16 protein-coding genes and 1 pseudogene are annotated in these 19,008 nt (G+C 66.1%); 4 read left to right on the top strand and 13 right to left on the bottom strand.

All coding sequences use genetic code 11. The features are described 5' to 3' along the window. Nucleotides 1-70: 70 nt before the first annotated feature. The 4 genes from NN2_RS01510 to NN2_RS01495 form a co-directional block, all read right to left on the bottom strand. The gene (locus tag NN2_RS01510; protein ID WP_063009609.1) at nucleotides 71-628 is read right to left on the bottom strand and encodes a DoxX family protein; all 558 of its coding nucleotides are present in this window, start codon (nucleotides 626-628) and stop codon (nucleotides 71-73) included. Between the two features lie 48 nt (nucleotides 629-676). Continuing rightward, complete coding sequence (locus tag NN2_RS01505) at nucleotides 677-1,681, bottom strand: Rieske 2Fe-2S domain-containing protein (protein ID WP_063009607.1); 1,005 nt, start codon at nucleotides 1,679-1,681, stop codon at nucleotides 677-679. Between the two features lie 309 nt (nucleotides 1,682-1,990). Further along, a complete protein-coding gene (locus NN2_RS01500; protein WP_063009605.1) occupies nucleotides 1,991-3,112 on the bottom strand; it encodes an acyl-CoA dehydrogenase family protein in 1,122 nt (373 codons plus the stop codon). Nucleotides 3,113-3,116: 4 nt separating this feature from the next. Then, nucleotides 3,117-4,346: an acyl-CoA dehydrogenase family protein gene (locus NN2_RS01495; protein WP_063009603.1), complete on the bottom strand. Its 1,230-nt coding sequence runs from the start codon at nucleotides 4,344-4,346 to the stop codon at nucleotides 3,117-3,119. 264 nt (nucleotides 4,347-4,610) lie between these two features. On the opposite strand from NN2_RS01495, the gene NN2_RS01490 reads away from it, so the two are divergent. Next, nucleotides 4,611-6,995 (top strand): CaiB/BaiF CoA-transferase family protein, encoded by a 2,385-nt coding sequence (locus NN2_RS01490; protein ID WP_063009870.1) that lies wholly within the window; start codon nucleotides 4,611-4,613, stop codon nucleotides 6,993-6,995. Between the two features lie 71 nt (nucleotides 6,996-7,066). On the opposite strand, the gene NN2_RS01485 is transcribed toward NN2_RS01490, so the two are convergent. The 5 genes from NN2_RS01485 to NN2_RS01465 all read right to left on the bottom strand — a co-directional run bounded on the left by NN2_RS01485 (nucleotide 7,067) and on the right by NN2_RS01465 (nucleotide 12,372). Further along, entirely contained in the window at nucleotides 7,067-7,987 is a 921-nt protein-coding gene (locus NN2_RS01485; RefSeq protein ID WP_063009867.1) for a LysR family transcriptional regulator, read from the bottom strand. Next, the gene (locus NN2_RS01480; protein WP_063009868.1) at nucleotides 7,984-10,359 is read right to left on the bottom strand and encodes an acetyl-CoA acetyltransferase; all 2,376 of its coding nucleotides are present in this window, start codon (nucleotides 10,357-10,359) and stop codon (nucleotides 7,984-7,986) included. The genes NN2_RS01485 and NN2_RS01480 overlap by 4 nt, the downstream gene beginning before the upstream one ends. 115 nt (nucleotides 10,360-10,474) lie before the next feature. Next, a complete protein-coding gene (locus NN2_RS01475; RefSeq protein ID WP_063009601.1) occupies nucleotides 10,475-10,951 on the bottom strand; it encodes a Dps family protein in 477 nt (158 codons plus the stop codon). A gap of 31 nt (nucleotides 10,952-10,982) precedes the next feature. Beyond that, a complete protein-coding gene (locus tag NN2_RS01470) occupies nucleotides 10,983-11,627 on the bottom strand; it encodes an HD domain-containing protein (RefSeq protein ID WP_063009599.1) in 645 nt (214 codons plus the stop codon). Between the two features lie 25 nt (nucleotides 11,628-11,652). Then, the gene (locus tag NN2_RS01465; protein WP_082856632.1) at nucleotides 11,653-12,372 is read right to left on the bottom strand and encodes an MIP/aquaporin family protein; all 720 of its coding nucleotides are present in this window, start codon (nucleotides 12,370-12,372) and stop codon (nucleotides 11,653-11,655) included. Nucleotides 12,373-12,564: 192 nt separating this feature from the next. On the opposite strand from NN2_RS01465, the gene NN2_RS01460 reads away from it, so the two are divergent. Beyond that, nucleotides 12,565-13,221 carry a response regulator gene (locus NN2_RS01460; protein ID WP_063009598.1) on the top strand — a complete coding sequence of 219 codons (657 nt, stop codon included), beginning with the start codon at nucleotides 12,565-12,567 and terminating at the stop codon, nucleotides 13,219-13,221. On the opposite strand, the gene NN2_RS01455 is transcribed toward NN2_RS01460, so the two are convergent. Beyond that, on the bottom strand, nucleotides 13,199-13,600 hold the full coding sequence (locus NN2_RS01455) for a response regulator (RefSeq protein WP_063009596.1): 402 nt from the start codon (nucleotides 13,598-13,600) through the stop codon (nucleotides 13,199-13,201). The two genes, NN2_RS01460 and NN2_RS01455, sit on opposite strands and share 23 nt — an antisense overlap. Nucleotides 13,601-13,876: 276 nt before the next feature. On the opposite strand from NN2_RS01455, the gene NN2_RS01450 reads away from it, so the two are divergent. Beyond that, the gene (locus NN2_RS01450; protein ID WP_063009594.1) at nucleotides 13,877-15,421 is read left to right on the top strand and encodes a sensor histidine kinase; all 1,545 of its coding nucleotides are present in this window, start codon (nucleotides 13,877-13,879) and stop codon (nucleotides 15,419-15,421) included. An 11-nt stretch (nucleotides 15,422-15,432) separates the two neighbouring features. On the opposite strand, the gene NN2_RS01445 is transcribed toward NN2_RS01450, so the two are convergent. Together NN2_RS01445 and NN2_RS38890 are read right to left on the bottom strand one after the other, a co-directional pair. Beyond that, nucleotides 15,433-16,656, bottom strand: coding sequence for a cytochrome P450 (locus NN2_RS01445; RefSeq protein WP_063009592.1), 1,224 nt, complete (start codon nucleotides 16,654-16,656; stop codon nucleotides 15,433-15,435). A gap of 52 nt (nucleotides 16,657-16,708) precedes the next feature. Next, a pseudogene (locus tag NN2_RS38890) lies at nucleotides 16,709-16,891 on the bottom strand (hypothetical protein); the annotation flags it as partial. Nucleotides 16,892-17,218: 327 nt separating this feature from the next. On the opposite strand from NN2_RS38890, the gene NN2_RS01440 reads away from it, so the two are divergent. Beyond that, nucleotides 17,219-17,767, top strand: coding sequence for a TetR/AcrR family transcriptional regulator (locus tag NN2_RS01440; protein ID WP_143860120.1), 549 nt, complete (start codon nucleotides 17,219-17,221; stop codon nucleotides 17,765-17,767). Nucleotides 17,768-17,801: 34 nt separating this feature from the next. Here NN2_RS01440 and NN2_RS01435 read toward each other — a convergent pair whose 3' ends face one another. Then, nucleotides 17,802-18,818 carry a DUF2889 domain-containing protein gene (locus tag NN2_RS01435; RefSeq protein WP_063009588.1) on the bottom strand — a complete coding sequence of 339 codons (1,017 nt, stop codon included), beginning with the start codon at nucleotides 18,816-18,818 and terminating at the stop codon, nucleotides 17,802-17,804. Nucleotides 18,819-19,008: the final 190 nt, after the last annotated feature.

Here is a 19,008-nt window from a genome sequence, read left to right as displayed (position 1 = left end):
AGATGAACGCAATTATCTTACTAAAAATTGGGCAGTGTCGAGAAGTGGTCCGGAGGCGACCTGGTTCGGCTCAGGAATCTGCCGCGGCGACGTCAGCTGCTGCGTTGTCCGGCGGTGCGGGTCGGTAGCACAGCGTCAGCAGCGCTCCGGCCGCCGCGGAGCCCAGCGCCGCAGCTGCCACGGCGGACCGCAGCCCGCTACGCCGGCGTCCGCGGAGCCCGTCGATGGAGAACCTGCCGTGACCCAAGCCGGCAAGCGCGACCGCCGTCCCGGCAACCACGCCGACGTATTCCCATCCGCCTTTGAATACGAAGAATCCTTTGCCCCGATGATCGGTCGCGGCGGCGACCGACATGAGGCCGACCGTCGCCGCCGCCGGCAGCGGATTAGCCAGTCCGAGAACGAGTCCCGTGCCCGCGGCGATCTCCCCGGCTGCGGCCGTCCGGGCGTGTACGGCGGCCGGTCGCAGGCCGAGGGAGCCGAACCAGCGTGTCGTGCCCTCGATGCCGCCGGGGCCGGCGATCTTGTTCCAGCCGTGTGCAATGAGCATCGGTCCGAGCGTGGCGCGCAGCGCGATCGCGGCGATATCCGCGGACCGGTCGGAGCTGGTGCGATGCAGTGCGGTCATATGCTTCCTCGTTGAAATATCGTGCGCCTCGGGCTTCCGGATGCGCGCTCACACCGGCGCGGCGGCGGAGTTCGGATCGGCGGGCGCCGTTTCGGGGTAGAAACGGGTCGCCCAGGTGCGCAGGCGCCGGAAGCCCGCGGCTTCGGAGGGGGCCAGGCCCGGAGGGTCCATGTACTTCTGGTGTTCCCAGATCGCGATGTCGTCGGGCAGGGCCAGTTTGGCTTGAGCCAGCCGCTCGTCGTATCGTCCGTTGTCCTTGTCGATCCAGTACGTGGCGAAGATGTCGGTGGTGGTGTCGTCGACCGGTGTGGGGCAGATTGCGATAACCCGGATTCCGTCGGCGGTGACCTCGCCGTTGAAGCTCAGACCGATGCCCGACCACAGAATTTCGATCGTATTCGACGTATCTTCGGCCCTGTCCACGCCGTCGCTCCAGCGACGTCCGAATCCGACCTTGGACTGCCAGCGCGCGCCCTGGACGGTCTCGCGGAGCACGACCGGTGCGTGGGGAGTGTGGTGTACGAACCTGAAATGCCAAGGGTCGACGGCATTTTCGGCGATCACCTGAGGGTGGACGTGAACTCCGGCGTGGCGCGACCGAGCCTGTTCGGTGAGTGGAAAATAGTCGACGCGGGCAATGTGGTCGCCGAGCGCGGGGAATGCGTCGGGGACTTCCCAGCTCGGCGGCCTGCCCTCGGAATCGTGCCAGATGTAGATCGACTCGTTGCGTTCGGTGACCGGCCACGCCCGCACGCGCCGGACCCGGTTGGGCTTGTCGTGGTACGGAATGTGCGTATTGCGCCCCTCGCCGTTCCATCTCCACCCGTGGAAGGGACACTGAATATCATCGCCCACCACGCACCCACCGTGGCCCAGATGAGCGCCCACATGCCGACAGTGGGCGTCGAGAACCCGTACATGGCAATCGTTTCCGCGGAATGCCACGAGTTCGGTGCCGAAATAGTGCAGGGCCTTGACCTCGCCGTCCCCGAGGTCCGCAGACCAAGCGACCTGGAACCAGCCCGTGGGCCGAGCCGACGGAAGTTCGGTCATCTCGGACTCCTTTCGAATACGCCTACCATGTCATCGTTTGACAATATAGTCAAAAACGCTGCTTCCCGGCGGTGCATTCGACAGGCTCGTCTGGTTAAGTCCCCACTGTAAGCTGGATATAGATGTGTTCGGCTGACTTTGACTACTCTGACAAATATGGGCTGAGAGAGTCGATCGTCGAGAGTTGGGCGGGTCATGTGCCGAACGATGCCCTCGGTGCTCGCGGCGCGACAAACTCTGTGCCGCGCCGCGATTCGGTCACAGTCGGCGGTTCGCGCCGCTACGGCTCGAGACCTTAGGCGATGGCTGCTAAATACCGATCCGCTGGGCCAATCTGGCGCGGTGCGTGCCGGCGTCGCCGAGCAGCAGTTCCGATGATCGCGCGCGCTTGAAATACAGGTGGGCGGGCACTTCCCAGGTGAAGCCCATGCCCCCGTGGAATTGGATGTTCTGGTGCGCCGCGGTGACGAACGCTTCGCTGCAATAGGCTCGGGCCAGCGCCGCCGCCGCGGGCAGTTCCTCGTTGTCCGCAGCTGCCGCGGCCAGCGCGTAGTAGGCGGCTGACTTCGCGGACTCGACTTCGATCAGGACGTCGGCGGCCATGTGCTTGAGGGCTTGGAAGGCGCCGATCACCTGACCGAACTGCACGCGTGTCTTGAGGTAGGCGGTCGACATGTCCAACGCGGCCTCGGCGCCGCCGACCTGCTCGGCGGCCAGTGCGACGGCGGCGAAATCCAGCACCCGTTCCAGCACCTGCCGGCCGCCGCCTTCGGCGCCGATCAGGCGTGCCGGGGTCGAGTCCAGCTCCACCACCGCGAGCTTGCGGGTCTGGTCCAGGGTGATGGACGGCGTGCGGACGATCGCACTGCCGGTGGTATCGATCGCGAACAGTGAAATGCCGGTTGCGGTGCGGGCGGGCACGATGATCAGCTGGGCGTGCGCACCGTCGAGGACGTAGGGCTGGGTACCGTTCAAGGTCCAGCCGTCGGGGTCGTGTGTCGCGCGCACCGTGACGTCGTCGGGGTTCCAGCATCCGTGATCCACGATCAGAGCAACCGTGGCGATCAGCGACCCGTCGGCGATCGCGGGAAGGTACTGCTCCTTGGCTTCTTCGTCGCCCGACTCGAGCAGGGTGGTGGCGGCCAGCACCACCGTCGAGAAGAAGGGGGCGCACAGCAGTGCGCGTCCGGTCTCCTCCAGCACGATGCCCAGTTCGATCCAGCCGGCGCCCTGACCGCCGTACTGCTCCGGAATCGCGAGACCCTGCAGTCCGAGATCGCGTGCCATCTGGGTCCATATCACGGGGTCGTACCCCTCGTCGGTGGCCATGAGCCGGCGCACCTCCGTCTCGGGCGACTTTTCCCGCACGTATTCGCGAACGAGCGCGCGTAACTGGTTCTGCTCGTCGGTGAATGTTGCGAACAACGTCATTCTCCTAGTTCCCGTCCTGCACGGCGGTGCCGCCCTTGCGTACGTCCCGGAACGGCACGCCCCGGTCGGGCTCGTGGCCCTTCGGCAGCCCGAGGATGCGCTCGCCGATGATGTTGCGTTGAATCTGGTCGGTGCCGCCGCCGATCGAATTGATGAACGACCACATCATTTGATGGTCGACCTCGTAGGCTTGTTTGTCGCTCTCGTCGTAGAGAAGTCCGCGCGCACCCAGCAACCGGAAGCGAAGGCCCCAGGCGGAGTGCAGAATCCGTGATTTCGCGAGCTTGCCCAGTGAGGCCAACGAGGAACCTCCGCCCGCTTCGATCTGTTTTTTCGCCCGAACGGCGTTCCAGTCGTTCACCAGCCGCCAGGAGTGGATGCGCATGATCTCCTGCCGGACGGCCTCGTCGCCGAGTTTGCCGGCCGCCCGAGCCGCGGCGACCAGGTCATCGGATGCGGTGAAGATCGCGGGTCGAGCATTGTCATCGCGTGTGGGCGCTCCGATCTCGAAGCCCATCGTGCGGCGCTCTTCCTTGAGTGCTGTCTGCAGCACTCGCCAGCCGTCGTTCAGTTCGCCGATGAGCGCGCTTGCCGGGACACGGACGTCGGTGAGGAAGACTTCGTTGAAATCCGATTCGCCGGTCATCTGCTTGATCGGGCGAACCTCGATCCCGGGCAGGTCCATGGGAATGATGAAGAAGCTGATGCCGGCGTGCTTGGGCCGGTCCCAGTCGGTGCGGGCGAGCAGCAGCGCGCAATCGGCCTCATGGCCGCCGGTTGTCCAGATCTTCTGACCGTTGACGATGAACACATCGTCGTGCTGGTCGGCGCGGGTCTGTAGCCCGGCCAGGTCCGACCCGTTGCTCGGCTCGCTGTACAGCAGGCAACCGCGGCTCCATTCCCCGGACAGGAGTTTCGGCAGAATGTCGCGCTTCATCTGCGCCGAGCCGAACTCGACGATCGTGTTTCCCGCGAGTGCGGTGAAACCCCGGTGCTCGACGGCGGCCCCGCGTGCGCCGGCGGCGCGGAATTCGTCGCGTACCGTCTTCGCGTCCGGCCGGGACAGCCCGCGGCCGAACGAATCGCTGGGCCAGGTCGGCGCCGCCCACCCCGACTCGACGACGCGGGCGCGCCAGGCGCTGTCGTCGGTACCGTGCCAATTGTCCGCCAGCCAGGAACGGACCTCCTCGGCAAGGGTGTGTGGTGTTGTCGGTGGCCCTTCGGCTTTCGTCATGCTGCCCTCTCGAATTCGTCACTTCGTCGTGCTGCTCGTCCTCGACGCTCTCACCATCCGAGCGAGCCGTAAACGACCGGCCCGCTCACGGACAGATGAGCCGACGGGACATGTGCCGGTGTCCTTATCTGTGATGTACAACTCGGTTCTCCGGCACCAGCATCGGTAGTACAGCCCGTGGTTGCCGCATCGGACGCCATCGCCGAACAGGCTCTCGGGCAAAACATCTCGTACGAACCGACATGGGAGTTGGCCTTGAGCGACATCACCCCCAGCTACGATCCGCCGCTGCTCGGAGTCCGAGTCGTGGACCTCGTGTCCGGGCCCATGCAGGGCGTCGGCCGCCTCCTCATCGATCTGGGCGCAACGGTCGTCAGGGTTCGGCTCGCCGGCGTCACCGACGACTCCGGCTTCGGTCCAGTGGTCGGCGGGATCGCGCTCGGCAGTGCGATTGCCGCGCGTGGAGCCGGCGCGGTCACGATCGATCCGGCCACCGATGCCGGGCGCTCGGAATGGGAGAAGGTGCTTGCCGCATCGGACATCCTGATCGAGAACACGGCGCCGGGTAGTTCCGCCGAAGCCACACTCGCGATACCGGAGATCACCACAACTCATCCGTCGCTCGTGGTGCTGTCCATCAGTGACTTCGGCCGTGACAACGACTTCAGCCGATGGCAGGCCACCACACCGGTCATCCATGCCCTCACCAGTGAGTTGTCCCGCTCCGGCCTCCCTGGCCGGGCCCCGCTGATGCCGCCAGGGGAGCTGCCCTATGACGTCGCAGCCGCCCAGGCGGCGTTCGAGGCGCTGAGCATGTATGTCGACCGGCTGCGCACCGGATCGGGGTGCCGGATCGATTTCTCCGTACTCGACGGTGCGATGCAAGCACTCGATCCCGCCTACGGCATGACTGGGAGCGCGTCGGCCGGAGTACCGCTGAGTTCGCTTCCGCGGGGTCGTGCGGACGAGCGGTACAAGTACCCCATCATCGCGTGCAAGGACGGGTTCGTACGGATCTGCGTACTGGCCCAGCGGCAGTGGCGTGGCATGTTCGAGTGGATGGGACGCCCGCAGGAATTCGCGGACCCGAAGTACGACAAGCTCCTGGTCCGATTCAAATCACCGGACCTGTTGCCTGCCATCGGGCGGCACTTCGCAGACAAGACGCGGACGGAACTCGAGCAGCAGGGACAGGAATACGGGGTCCCCACGGCGAGCGTGCTGACGCCGGACGAGGCACTGGCCACCGAGCAGATCAGGTCACGGGGCTTCCTGCGTGAGGTCGAACTGGCGCCCGGTGTGATCGTGCCGGTGCCGGCGGGGGCCATGGAAATCGACGGTGCGCGGGCCTGGGTAGACACCCCACCGGAGACCACAGCAGAACAACGACCGCGAGGCGACATCCTGGCCGCCCGCCCCCGCACTCGTCCGGGGTTGCCGCTCGACGATATCCGAGTCCTCGATTTCGGCGTGATCGTGGTGGGTGGTGACACCGGCCGGCTGTTCGGCGATCTCGGTGCCGATGTCATCAAGATCGAGAATTCCGCCTTCATCGACGGTGCGCGAGGCGCCCAGGGCCCAGCCGGGATGACGCCGGGTTTCGCGGCCGGGCACCGCAACAAGCGCAGCATCGGAATCGATCTGCGCAACCCCGCCGGCCAGAAACTGGTCCGGCAACTGGTTCGCTCCGCCGATATCGTATTGACGAATTTCAAACCGGGCGTAATGAATTCGCTCGGACTGGATTACGGCTCACTCGAAGACGTGAATCCCGGAATCGTGGTCGTCGACAGTTCCGCGTTCGGGCCCACCGGCCCGTGGTCGCGCCGCCTGGGCTACGGCCCGTTGGTGCGCGCGGCCACCGGCTGCACCGCTCGGTGGGTCTATCCGGATGATCCGGGTTCCTTCAGTGACGCGATCACGGTATATCCCGACCATGTCTGCGCTCGTATCGGTGCGCTGGGCGCGTTGGCTCTGCTGATCCGCCGGGAACGCACCCGGCTCGGCGGGTCGGTCAGTGTCGCCCAGTCCGAGGTGATGCTCGGTCACTTCGCCCCCGTGATCGCGGCCGGTCACCTGCTCGAAGGCGGGCTACCGCAGGCGGATGTTCTCGAGCGGGATGCGCCGTGGGGGCTGTTCCCGGCTGCCGGCGACGACGAGTGGCTCGCCGTCACGGTCCGCGACGATACGGATTGGGCCGCACTGTGCTCGGCGATCGGGCGCACCGACCTGCTGGACGACGAGGCGCTGTCCACCGCTGCCGGTCGCCACGCGCAGCGGGACCGCATCGACACCGCGCTCGCGAAATGGACACGCGAGCACGCACCTTCGGATGCGATGAAGTTGCTGCAGGAGGCGGGCGTTCCCGCCGGTGCGATGCTGCGCGGCGCCGATCTGCCCGATTGGGCCTACTGCAAGCAGCGGGGCGCGTTCCGCGAAGAACGTCATCCCCGCGGGCGTGAGCCGTATGTGCTGGAGAACGTGCAGATTCACGCCGACCCTGTGGCTGAGCCGCCGTATGGACCGGCGCCGTTGCTCGGGGAGCAGACCCGCCGGATCGCTGAGGATCTGCTCGGCCTCGACGAGGACCGGATCGACGATCTGCTGCGGCAGGGTGTGCTCGAGATCGCGGTGCCCCGAACCTCCTGATCGTTGGGGGCGGCCGCCGGCCGACGGCCCAGCCGGTCTCCGCCCCCCTAGGCCGTACCGGCTGGTAAGTGTCACGCCGCGTCGAAGGTCTCCGTCAGTTCGTCGATGGCCGCCCGGAGTGCGGGATGCTGCTCCGGGCGGTCGCGTGACCACGCGAGCGCGAGTTGTCCCGGTTTCCACCGCTGGTCGTCGATGGGGATCAACTTGAACTGTGGTGGCGAGAAGACCCGGCCGAGGATGGAATCGGGAGCGTAGGCGATCAGCAGGACCAGTCGCCTGCTCCGTACCTGGGCCGCGAGTTCGACCTCACTCGCGCGGCTGCCGGCGGCTTCCACGACTCGCGCGACACCGCTGGAGTTGAGGCGGCGGGTCAGCGTCGCCATAGCCAGGGGATTGGCTCGTGCGATGTCCACGGCTACCTCGCGATCGCGCAGATCATCGATCGTGATGACTTCGCGCGCGGCCAGAGGATCGTCGTTGCGTACCGCGATACCGCTTCGGTACCGGGAGATCACGCGGAAGTCGACTCGGGATTCGGGACACGGCAAATGGATCAGGCCGAGGTCGAGATGGCCGGCGACCAGGTGGGCAGCAACCTCCGCGGCGGAGCCGGGAATGCTGAATTGCGTTGGCGCAGCGGTTAATTGGTTGACCGCATCCTCGAAGGCGTACAGGAAATCGGAGGGCGCGAATGCCGTCGCACCGACGCGCAGCGGCCCGGCGCTCCCGGCGATCTTGCTCGCGGTCGCTCGGAGCTCGGTCACCATGTCGAGAATGCGGTGAGCCGGCTCGACCAGCGCCGCGCCGAGTGGTGTCAGCCTCACGTCGTGGTAGCTGCGCGCGAACAACTCGCCGCCGAGCTCGCGCTCCAGCAGTTTGATCTGCTTGCTCAGCGGTGGCGGCGTGATGTGCAAACGGTCGGCCGCGCGTTTGAAGTGCAGTTCTTCGGCGACCGCCACGAAGTACTTCAGGCGGGTGAAGTCGATGCTCACCGATTGCGCCATACGGGCCGTCGCTTCTGCGCGAAGGCGGTCATTCCTTCGACGCTGTCTTCGCTGAGCAGGAGTGCGTCGAGCGCCGGCGAGAGGTGGGTGACGGCGTCGAGGGTATCGGCGATGCCGGCGGTCTCGCTCATGATCTGCAGTGAGGCGCGCACGGAAGTGGGGCTGCCGTCGAGAATCTCGGCTGCCAACGCGCGGGCTCCCGCCATCGCGGTACCGGGGGCCACCACACGGTTGACCAAACCGTAGGAGTGGGCTTGGGCGGCGGTGATGCGTTTGCCGGTGAGGATCATCTCGTTGGCGAGCTTCGCCGGTATCGCGCGCGGCAGTCGTACCAGGCCGCCCGCCCCGGCAGCGAGGCCGACTTTCACTTCGGACAGCGCGAACGTCGCGGTCTCGTCGGCGACGATGAGATGGCAGGCGAGTGCTATTTCGCACCCGCCGCCCATGGCGAAACCGTTGACCGCGGCGATGACTGGTTTCGTCATATCCCGGCGGCTGGTCAGCCCGGCGAACCCGTTCTTGGGCACCCATACGGATTTCCCGGACGCGGAGTAGACGAGGTCGTTTCCGGCCGAGAATGCCTTGTCCCCGGCGCCGGTCAGGATGGCTACCCAGAGGTCCGGATCGGCGAAGTAGGCGTCGAAGATCTCGTCGAGTTCCTCGTTGGCCGGCGGGTGCAGGCTGTTGCGCACCTCGGGCCGGTTGATGGTGATCTCGAGCAGATGACCGTCGCGGCGGACCGACACGTGTTCGTAGTTCTCGCGCAACACCTTCGGCCGAGGTGGGAACAGTTCGTCCATCCGGGCCTGGTCCGTGGTCACCCGGTTTCCGAAACCGAACGAGCGGACGTAGACGCGGGTGCCGATCGGTTCGCCGGTACCGAGCCGACCGAGAATCTCCTCGTCGCCTTGCTGGGTCATGGCGACGAAGCGGCGGGCATCGGCCTCGAGGCGCCCGATCACCACACCGGTGCGTTCACCGTTGTGGCCGTGCTTCACGGTGTAGGTCTCGATGGTCGCCCAGCCGTCGGCGGCCGCCGCCTGCTCAGGGGTAGGCCACGCATCGATATCGGCCTGCAGTTCCGCGCTACGGTCGGCACGCCACGGGGCGGGAGCGGTCGAGTAGATGCCGACCGAATACTTGCTCAGAGTGCCGCCGTTGGCGCCCACCAGACCGAAGGTGCCCGGTCGGGCACGTAACCGGTTCACGGTTTCGGCGATGGCGTGCATGGAGTAGTTGTTGCCCGCGCCGCCGAAGAAGGGCAAGCCCCCGGTGAGGGTCAGTCCGCGCGGATCGTCCGGCGCCAGATCCAGGCCGTCGCAGATGTTGGATACCGCGATGGGGAAGCAGCTGTACAGATCGAATGTCGCGATCTCGTCCAGCTCGATCCCCGCGACTTCCAGCGCGTGCCGGACCGCCATGACCGACGCCGGCGCGCACGAGAGGTCCTCGCGGTCCATCAGTGCGGGCTCGCGCAAATCGGCATGGCCGTGCAGGAACACCCAGCGCTCTTCGGGAACGCCGAGACGCCGGGCGGCCGCAACGGACATGAGAAGTACGGCCGCACCCTGGTTGACCTGGTCACGAGCGACGAGAAACCGCGGATAGGGCTCGGATATGAATCGGTTGCGCTCGGTCGGTGTAGCCAGCTCGTGTGCGTCCCGCTGCACGGGTGCGGCGGCGTGCGGATTGGCCGCGGCCACCGCGGAGAAGGGCGCGAACAGGCGGCCCATGGACAGCGCGTAGTCCGCTCGCGACTGCTTCAGTCGTGCTCGTCGCGCATTCTCGAACAGCGCGTATTGGCTCGGTGCGTTGGTGAGGCCGTGCATGGCCAGGTGCCGGGAGGACAGGCCCTCGAGACCGTAACCGCGATCTTCCAGCTCGCCTCCGACGGTTTCGCTGAAATCCGGTTTGTCGGCGGACTTGGCGAGGTGGCGGGTAGTCGAAATTGCCTCCGAACCGCAGACCAGTGCTACCTCGAGGTCACCACGGGCGATTGTCGCGGCCATTTCCGTGACCAGATGTTGCGGGGACTGTCCGCCACTGACTTCGAGTATGGCCTTACGCGGGTCGGCTCCGATTCGGCGCGCTACCGAGCGCGGATAATTGTCGGACTTGCCCAGTGGTGCTCGAGCCCCGGGGGTGGAGATCTCGAATTGCCGGACAGCGGCGACGGTTTCGATCGCGGCGCCCAGTGCGACAGTGTCGGCACCCGTGTCGGCCAGCGCCTCGGCGGCGGCCTCGGCCGCGAGTTCGACGGCGGACAACCCGCGGTATCCGGGATCGTCGATACGTTCGGAGGACTGTCCGACCCCGACGAGAACGGGGGTCCGGGAGTTCAGTTCGGAGAGGTCGGTCATACCCGAGTACATATCTAACTATTATCACTATGTGCTCTAAGAGTCGAGTGTCGGCATCGACCCGTTTGCCGCGGTGAGCCGGGCTACGCTGTGTAGTCCGGCTCACCGATGACGCCTATCTGCCGCGGTTCTCGGAGCTGAGCAGCCATGCCAGCTTCTCGAGTTGATCGATCCTGGCGTGCAGAAGATCGGCAGTGGACGGGTCCTCGGCGTCCACCTCGTCGTGCACCTCGCGCATCGTCGCGACAGTGGTGCGGATCTGGGTGGTGACCAGGTCTACGACACTGGAGGTGTCTTGTTCGCCGGGCGGGAGTACCGGCAATCCGGTGGCGGCCGACACTGTTCGCGGCCGACCGTCGGGCACGGCGTCGAGGGCTCGCATACGTTCGGCGATGGTGTCGCTCGCGTCGCGGGCGGCATCGACGATCTCGTCGAGCTGCAGGTGGAGGTCGCGGAAGTTGTGACCCACGACATTCCAGTGTGCCTGTTTGCCGTTCAGGTGCAGGGCGGTCAGGTCGACGAGGACCCGCTGCAGGTGGCCGGCCAGTTGTGCCGATGCTCGGAAGCCGAGGCGTGTTTCGGTCTGAGTCATGATCGTTGCTCCTGATAGGTAGGGGGGCGATTTATTCGGGCCAGGGATTGGATTCGATGACGTCCACGAAGTCCGTTCGGACGAAGCCGGGGACGAAGTGGGCGAGAACGTCGGCATTGACGGTGCCGAACGTGGTGTCGGGACGATCGGCGAAGCCCTTGGTGAACGCGGCGAGAATCTGTCGTTTGAAATCGGGCCGTGGGTGAGCGTCGGTGACGGCTTCGATGTCGGCGGGTGCCAGGTCGTGGTATCCGATGCCGAGAACGTCGGTTTCGACACCGGCGGTCACCAGTGCGATCTCGGGTTCCATGTGCTCGGGGATTCCGGGCGTGGTGTGCAGAGCGATGGCAGTCCAGACCCGTTGTGCCGCTTCGGGTTCGATGCCGTGCTCGAGGAGGAATCGGCGAGCCTCGTCCGCGCCGTCGACCTCGAAGCGCCGATCCTCGGTGCGATAGGCATCGGTCAGCCCCAGGTCGTGGAACATAGCACCGACATACAGCAGCTCAGGATCAGGCTCGAGCCCGCGCAGTTGCCCCTGCAGCATCCCGAACAGGTAGACGCGGCGAGAGTGATGGAACAGCAGTGCCGGAGCAATACCGCGGACGAGGTCGGTGGCCTCGGCCACCACTCGGCTGTCGGGGACCGCGATCCCCGCGATGCGCATGGGTTTCGTCATTGTCGTGCCTTCCTATCGGTTGAGGTCATTCGTCGTCGGGGTTGAGCGCGAGGAATACCGCGCCCGCCCCCGCGGCGGCGAGGAGTTGCGCCACGAAATACACCCAGAGCGTCGGCCAGGCGAAGACACCCATCACCGCCGCACCGAGGGTGACCGCCGGGTTGAATGCGCCTCCGGAGATCGCGCCGACCGCGAATGCGCCTGCGACGACGGTGAATCCGATCGCGAGGCCGTAGAAGGAGTTGTCAGGGTGACTCTTGCTGGTGGCGACGTTGAGCATCACGTAGCACAGCGCGAAGGTGAACAACAGTTCCACCGCGAACGCGGCCCCCAGCGTGTGACCGGTCAGTGTCAGGGTCGACGTGGTCGCGGTTCGTGCCGGATCTACCACGTAACGCACCACCAGTGCCGCGAGCAGTCCGGCGACCAGTTGTGCGACCCAATACCGCACGGCGTCGCGAAACTCGATCCGGCGCCGCACCAGCACCGCCAGGGTCACCGCCGGGTTGTAGTGCCCGCCGGAGAGGTGTCCCCCGGCATAGATCATCACCATCAGAACCGCGCCGATGGCCAACGGGGCGAGCTGGTTTCCGCTGCGGATGGCCGCCCCCACCGTGAATACGAGAAAGAAGGTGCCGATCAACTCCACCGCATATTTCGACCCGAGCCCGCGGGCTGAGGTTATCGCGATCTCTGTGTCGGCAGTGTTCGTCTCGGCTGAACGGAACTCTGTGGAAGTGACCATGTCACGACTCCTCGAATCTGTCTGGTGGACACCTCTCAGAATTGCTCGCCCGGATGCCGATGTCGTCGGCGCTGACGCCCATACGCGGTGCCCGCCAACCCCACTTCCGGTCTACCTGCCAGCTGCAATACGCCCGGACTATGCTCGAATCCGATCGGTCGCGTCCCGAGCATCCGAGGAGGTCGAGCCCAGGTGACAACCCCGCTGCGGGTGCTTCTCGCCGAGGACGACGTCTTGCTGCGCGAGGGTGTGGCGAGCCTGCTGGCCAGGTCGGGGTTCGAGGTCGTGGGGCAGGCCGGCGACGCCGCGCAGCTGCTGGCGATGGTTCGGCAGGAGCCGCCCGATGTGGTGGTGGTCGACATTCGCATGCCGCCCTCGCACACCACCGAGGGGCTGGACGCGGCCCGTGTCATCCGTGCGGAATTCCCCGACATCGGCATCCTCGTCCTGTCGGCGCACTCCGATGTCGAACACGCGATGGAGTTACTGGCCAGCGGGCACGGAATCGGCTATCTGCTGAAGAGCCGGATCACCGATGTCGAGGACTTCATCGGCACCCTCGGGCGAATCGCCAAAGGAGCCTCGGTCGTCGACCCTATGGTGGTGACGGAATTGGTGTCGGCCCGACGGCGCAACGATCCGCTCGCGATGCTCAGCGCGCGCGAGCGCGAGGTCCTGGCGTTGATGGCCGAGGGACGTTCGAATGCCGGTATCGCCCGGCAGCTGTGGGTCACCGAGGGCACGGTCGAAAAGCACGTGCGCAGCATTCTGACCAAACTGGATCTGGCGGAGGAAGCTGACGATCACCGCCGAGTGCTCGCGGTGATCACGTTCCTCGAATCGCGCTGATCCGATCCCCGTCGCGTCCATCGAGCAGCGCGAGGATCGCCACCGACGACAAGTCCGATTTGGCCAGGAAACCCACCGCCGGACTCTCCGCGATCAGGTCGGCGAAATCCTGCTGCGCATGAGTGGATATCAGCACAACCGGCACCGATGTCCCAGCCAGCCGCTCGGCCAGCTCGAAGCCGCTCTCTCCGCCGAGATCGATATCGACCAGGGCCAGATCGGGCCGGAGTCCCTCGACGCGCCGCAGCGCCTCGCTGACAGTGGCTGCCACGCCGACAATGCTGATTCCCTGCTGCTGCAACAGGTTTCGGGCAGCAGCCAGGAAAAAGGGGCTGTCGTCGACGATCACGCAACACAGCGAGTCGGCCCTTGCGATCATGATCGCAGTCTGCCCCCGCCGCTCCCAGCGCGCATTACGGCTACCCGGAAAAACCCGCCGATACGGAGTGGACCTCTACCCGACTCGGGATTTGCCGCTACGGTGGCACGCCACCATCGACGATGGTCACGGCGGCGGCGACATCGCCGCGGACGTCACTGCGACGAGGTCGTAGGAGGGCCTGCTCTGGATGACGATATGACGTGGACGGCTACGATGGATGTCGGAACCGAGGATTCATCCATACCCGTCGATGATCGATGTGAGCGCCACATCATGATCCCGAAACCGTCACACGGACGCGGCTGGCGTTTCCGCCGGCTCTCACTGTCCATGCGCCCGGCGCCGCCGTCGCTGTCGCTCGGCCTCACCGTCGCAGCGTTGGTCATCGCTGCGGAGACGGTGGTGGTGCTGGGGCTCGAGCGGATCGCTCCCGGCAACTCGTTCGGAGTGCTGTATCTGCTCGGGGTCCTGATGATCTCCACGGTGTGGGGACTCGGGCCGGCGGTGATCACATCGGTCGTCAGCGCCATCGGCTTCGACTATTTTCGGCACTGGCCCACCGAATCCGGCCCGGTCGCCCCGCAGAACGCCATCACGGTCGCGGTGTTTCTGATCGTCGCGGTATCGGCCAATACCCTTGCCGCACTGGCCCGTTCGCACGCGGCCGAGGCTGATCGACGACGCCGGGAAGCCGATCGCGTGGCCCGGCAGCAAGCCGCGTTGCGCCGGGTGGCCACCCTCGTCGCGCGCGGTGCGACATCGTCGGAGGTGTTCTCGGCGGTGGCGCGGGAATCGGCCCGCTGTCTCGGGGTGTTCAACGCAACCCTGCTGCGTTTCCAGCCCGACGGCTCGGCCGTTCTCGTCGCTGCCCGCGACGAGCCTGAATTGCCGAGAATGCCGGTGGGTATGCGATTCACCCTTGAGGGCGACAATGTGGCGGCGATGGTGTTGCACAGCGGCACCACCGCCCGGATGAACAGCCATGACCGAGCCGCCGGCTCGGCCGCCGCGCTGATCCGTTTCTATGGCCTGCATGCCGGTGTCGGTGCTCCGATCGTCGTCGACGGCCACGTATGGGGCGCTATCGTCGCCGGAACCACAGGTCGAGAGCCGTTACCGCCCGACACCGAGCAGCGGCTGGCCGAGTTCGCCGACCTCGTCGCGACCGCAATCGCGAATACCGAGGCGCACGCCGAGCTCACCGCCTCCCGCGCCCGCATCGTCGTCGCCGCGGACCAGGCTCGGCGCCGATTCGAACGTGATCTGCACGACGGCGCGCAACAACGCCTCGTCTCCCTGGGACTCGCTTTGCAGACCGCCCGCACCGCAGTACCTTCCGAGTTGGACACCCTGAAAACCGAACTCTCCCAGATCGTTCGGGGGTTGGTCGACGTGTCGGAGGACTTGCGCGCGATCTCCCGCGGGATCCACCCGGCCATTCTCTCCGACGGCGGACTCGGCCCGGCGCTCAAGGCGCTCGCCCGTCGCTCCGCGGTCCCGGTCGATCTCGCCGTCGACATCGACCGGTCCATGCCGGAATCCACCGAAGTCGCCGCGTATTACGTTGCGGCGGAAGCGCTGACGAACGCGGTCAAACACGCGCAGGCATCCGAGGTGACCTTGTGTGCGACGATGAACGACGGCGGTCTTTGTCTGCGGATTCATGACGATGGAGTGGGCGGAGCCGACCCCGGCAAGGGGTCCGGGCTGACCGGCCTGACCGACCGGATCGAAGCCCTCGGCGGCCACCTGCACATCACCAGCCACATCGGCCACGGCACCACCCTGACCGCGGCAATCCCCGTTCGTGCCGAGTGACGCCGCTGTCGTCACCGCGTGACCAGAAGTTCCTTCACGCCGTAGTTGGTTCCGGTGACGTCCATGGGGACCTCGTCCGCCGGTACGGCCAGGCGCAGGTCGGGAAAGCGTTGAAAGAGCTTGGGCAGCACGGTTTTCAGTTCGGCGCGGGCCACGTTCTGGCCGAGGCATTGATGGACCCCGTACCCGAAGGCCAAGTGGCGGGTCATCTTCCGTTCGAAGTCGGGGACGTCGGGATCGGTGAAGACGCGGGGGTCGCGGTTGGCGGCGTTCATCGCCACCACCACCAGATCGCCCTGACCGATCACGACATCGCCGAGCTCGACATCTTCCAGAGCGACGCGCCCCAGCCCGAACTGGACGATGGTCAGGTAGCGCATCAGCTCCTCGACCATCGAGCCGACCTTCATCGGTTCATCCGCGTGCTCGATCAGATAGCGCCGTTGGTCGGGGTGGGTCAGCAATGTGTAGGTGGACAGGCCCAGCATGCCGGCGGTGGTGTCGTGACCGGCGAAAAGCAGGAGTACGCCCATCCCGATGAGCTGATCGTCGGTCACGAAAGAAGCGTCCGCGCGTTGTGCCGCTATGAGTTCGGCGAGCAGGTCGCCGGTTGCGTTGGTGCGCTTCTTGTCCGCGATCAGCTCGGTGATGTACGCGATCAGCCAGTGCGCGCCTTTGTCGCGCACCTCGCGGGGGTTGCCCACATCCGTCATGACCTCGGTGGCATGATGGAATCCGTCGCGGTCGGCGTAGGGAACGCCGAGCAGCTCGCAAATCACCAGACAGGGGATGGGCAGCGACATCGCCTGCACGAAGTCGAATGTCGGAGGGCCCGCGGCGATCGCGTTCAGATGGTCGTCGACGATCTGATCGATATAGGGCTGCAGCCTGTTCTGGATACTCTTCGGTGTGAAACGGCCTGCCAGCAGCCGCCGGTAGAGGCTGTGGTCCGGCTCGTCCATCATCACGAACACCGGGTCGAACGGCGCGTCCTGCCCGGCCTCGCCGACTTCACCGGGCAGTGTGTCGTGACGCTGGCGGCGGGCGGTGAACCGGGGGTCGCCGAATACCGCGCTGCCCTCCTCGAAGCGGGTGACCAGCCAGCCCTCCAGCCCGTTCGGGAAGCGGACCCGGTGGACCGGTTTGTCCTCCCGGAGTTCGTGATATTCGGCCGGTGGGTCCAGGGGTGCGGTGGCCGAGCGGGTTATGGGCTGGCGGACGATGGTCTCGGTCATTTCTTCTCCTGGGTGAAGTCGGCCAGGGCGGCTTCGATGCGGTGAAGTGCAGATAGATACTTCCGGCGGTGGTGCCCACTTCGTTCGCTACCGCGCGCATCGTCAATTTGTCGACTCCGCCCCATTCGGCCAGCAGCCGATTGACCGCCGCCAGGATCTCGGTGCGCAATTCCTCACCCCGGCCGCGGGGGCTACGCGGCCTTCCCGCACCGCTACCCGCCGCCGTCCGCGCCATATCGCCTCCTCAATGAGCCCGTCGCCGAGCGTACCGCGCCGACCAGGCCGAATCCTCCTTCTCGGGAAGCGGAATGCCGTGCCGTCGACGCTGCTGTGGCGGGGAGTGGGTAGTCGTCGAAGGCGGATCGTGGTAGCGAGTGTCCGATGGTCGGGCAGCCGCGATGGGGTGCTAACGTGAGATGCCATTTCGAAATGCGGTTCTGAGATCAGGGGGTCCCCGTAAGTGACCGGTGGCAGTGGTGAGACCGCTGAATCGGTGGTGTCGGGAGGTCGCCACCTCCGTCGGGTCGCGAATCCGGCCAGGCAGGTTCGCTACGACGAGGAAGTGAAGACGCTGATCCGGTCGGCGCAGGAGGTCATGCGGCGTAAGGGGCGGACCGAGATGCCCACGGTCGCTGAAATCGTCCGCGAGGCCGGCGTGACGAATCAGGCCTTCTACCGCCACTTCCGTAGTCGCGACGATGTGATCGTGGCGACCTATGAGCAGGGACTGCTGACACTGCACAGCTACCTGGAGCATCAGGTGTCCAAGTGCTCCGGCGCGCACGATCGGATCCGCGCCTGGATCGAGGGCGTGCTCGCGCAGATCGAGGATTCTCGTCTATCGCAACTCAGCGCGGTGATTCTGTGGAACGTCGGGCAGGTCGCCCGGGCCGAGAGTGAGATCGAACCTGTCGGCTTCGCACGGATGCTGCACCTTCTCGACACCGTCCTCGCAGACGGTGGAGTCGCCGATCACGAACGCGCCGCGCTGTTCGTGCAGACGTTGGTTCTCGGCATGACCTCCCGTTACCACGACAGCGGTACCGTGCCGACAGCGGCGGACCGTGAGCACCTGGTGCGGTTCTGCCTGGATGGCATCGGAATCGGTTGAGCCGCAGCCGGTTCGGAGGCCGTAGTGGTCCGGTTCAGTGATGTTCGTCGGCCTCGCGCAGCGCGTGCACCAGAGTGGGAACTTCGGCGAGCGCACGCATCGCGTCGTTGAGATGAGTGCAGCCCTCGGTTCCGGGCAGCTTCTCGAGCACGACGGTACGCAACTCGGAAAGTGGTGTGCCGATTATCTTTCCGACATTTCGTGAGGCGAGGGGGCACTCGTCGTAGGGCAGTACGCGGGGGTCGGCGTCGATCGTAAGCAACTGCCCGGTGGTCGGATCCGCGGTGGCGGTGAGCCGGTACTCGTGTACCGCGACGCGGCCGCCGGACGGCACCGTCGAACTGTCCTGGAACATCGAATCGATGGTAATTACGTCCCCAGCATGTACATCGATGCGGCGCGCCCGCCGCATAGCCATCTCCGTAAACTCTTCCAGCGCATGCCAACCCACCGGATCTTCCGGGCGGGGCAGTGGTCGCACGGGCTGGACCTGATGGTTCCATTTGGAGGAGCCGTCGGGCATCAGCGCGCCGGAACCGGGCTGGAATCCCGTGCAGATTCCGGTCATATTGCGGACCGGCCCGGCGCTGATCTCCCGGATGAGCAGGTCGCGGTCGATCCATCGGGAATAGGCGAAGCCGGCGATGAGCGACGCGCCCGCGATATCGTCGAGCAGCAGGTACAGCGGAGTCCCGGCCGCGGCCTCGTCGGCCATCGCCTCGGCCAGGACCGCGCGCGAATTCCCGCCACCTCGCGCGCCGATCAACTGTGTCAGGTTCGCGCGGGCCGGGGTCGCCTCGATCTCCTCGATCGTGCGGGTCGCGGCGTTGACGCCCACGCGCATGCTGTCCTCGCGCAGTACGAGCGGGTCGCCGCGGTCGCTGGGGGTCAACAGATCTCGTGCGCGCCCGATCAGCCGGAGCTGGGTTCCCGGGCCCGCGGGCCAATGCATGTCGATGCTCGATGTGCGCCGCACCGAACCGGGACGGCGTGGGGGAGTGGCCTCGGCCGGACCCCTTGCGACGAGGCCGAACGGTATCTCGACAACCACGGCGGCCCTCCTTCGAATCGTTCGCGCGCCGGCTCACTGCACAATGCCGTCGAGACGAACTCTCGCCCCGAGCACGAGGTGTACCTAGTAAGTTATCACTGTCGGATGCGCGGCCGTATCCCGGTACCGGAACGCCAGCCCCGGAAAGTTCTCGCCCCATTCGCTATGGCGCTCAACCCTTTCCGGGCCG

It is taken from the genome of Nocardia nova NBRC 15556 (assembly GCF_001613005.1).
In the GTDB taxonomy this organism is placed as follows: domain Bacteria; phylum Actinomycetota; class Actinomycetes; order Mycobacteriales; family Mycobacteriaceae; genus Nocardia; species Nocardia nova.
This window is presented reverse-complemented; position numbering and strand designations above follow the sequence as displayed.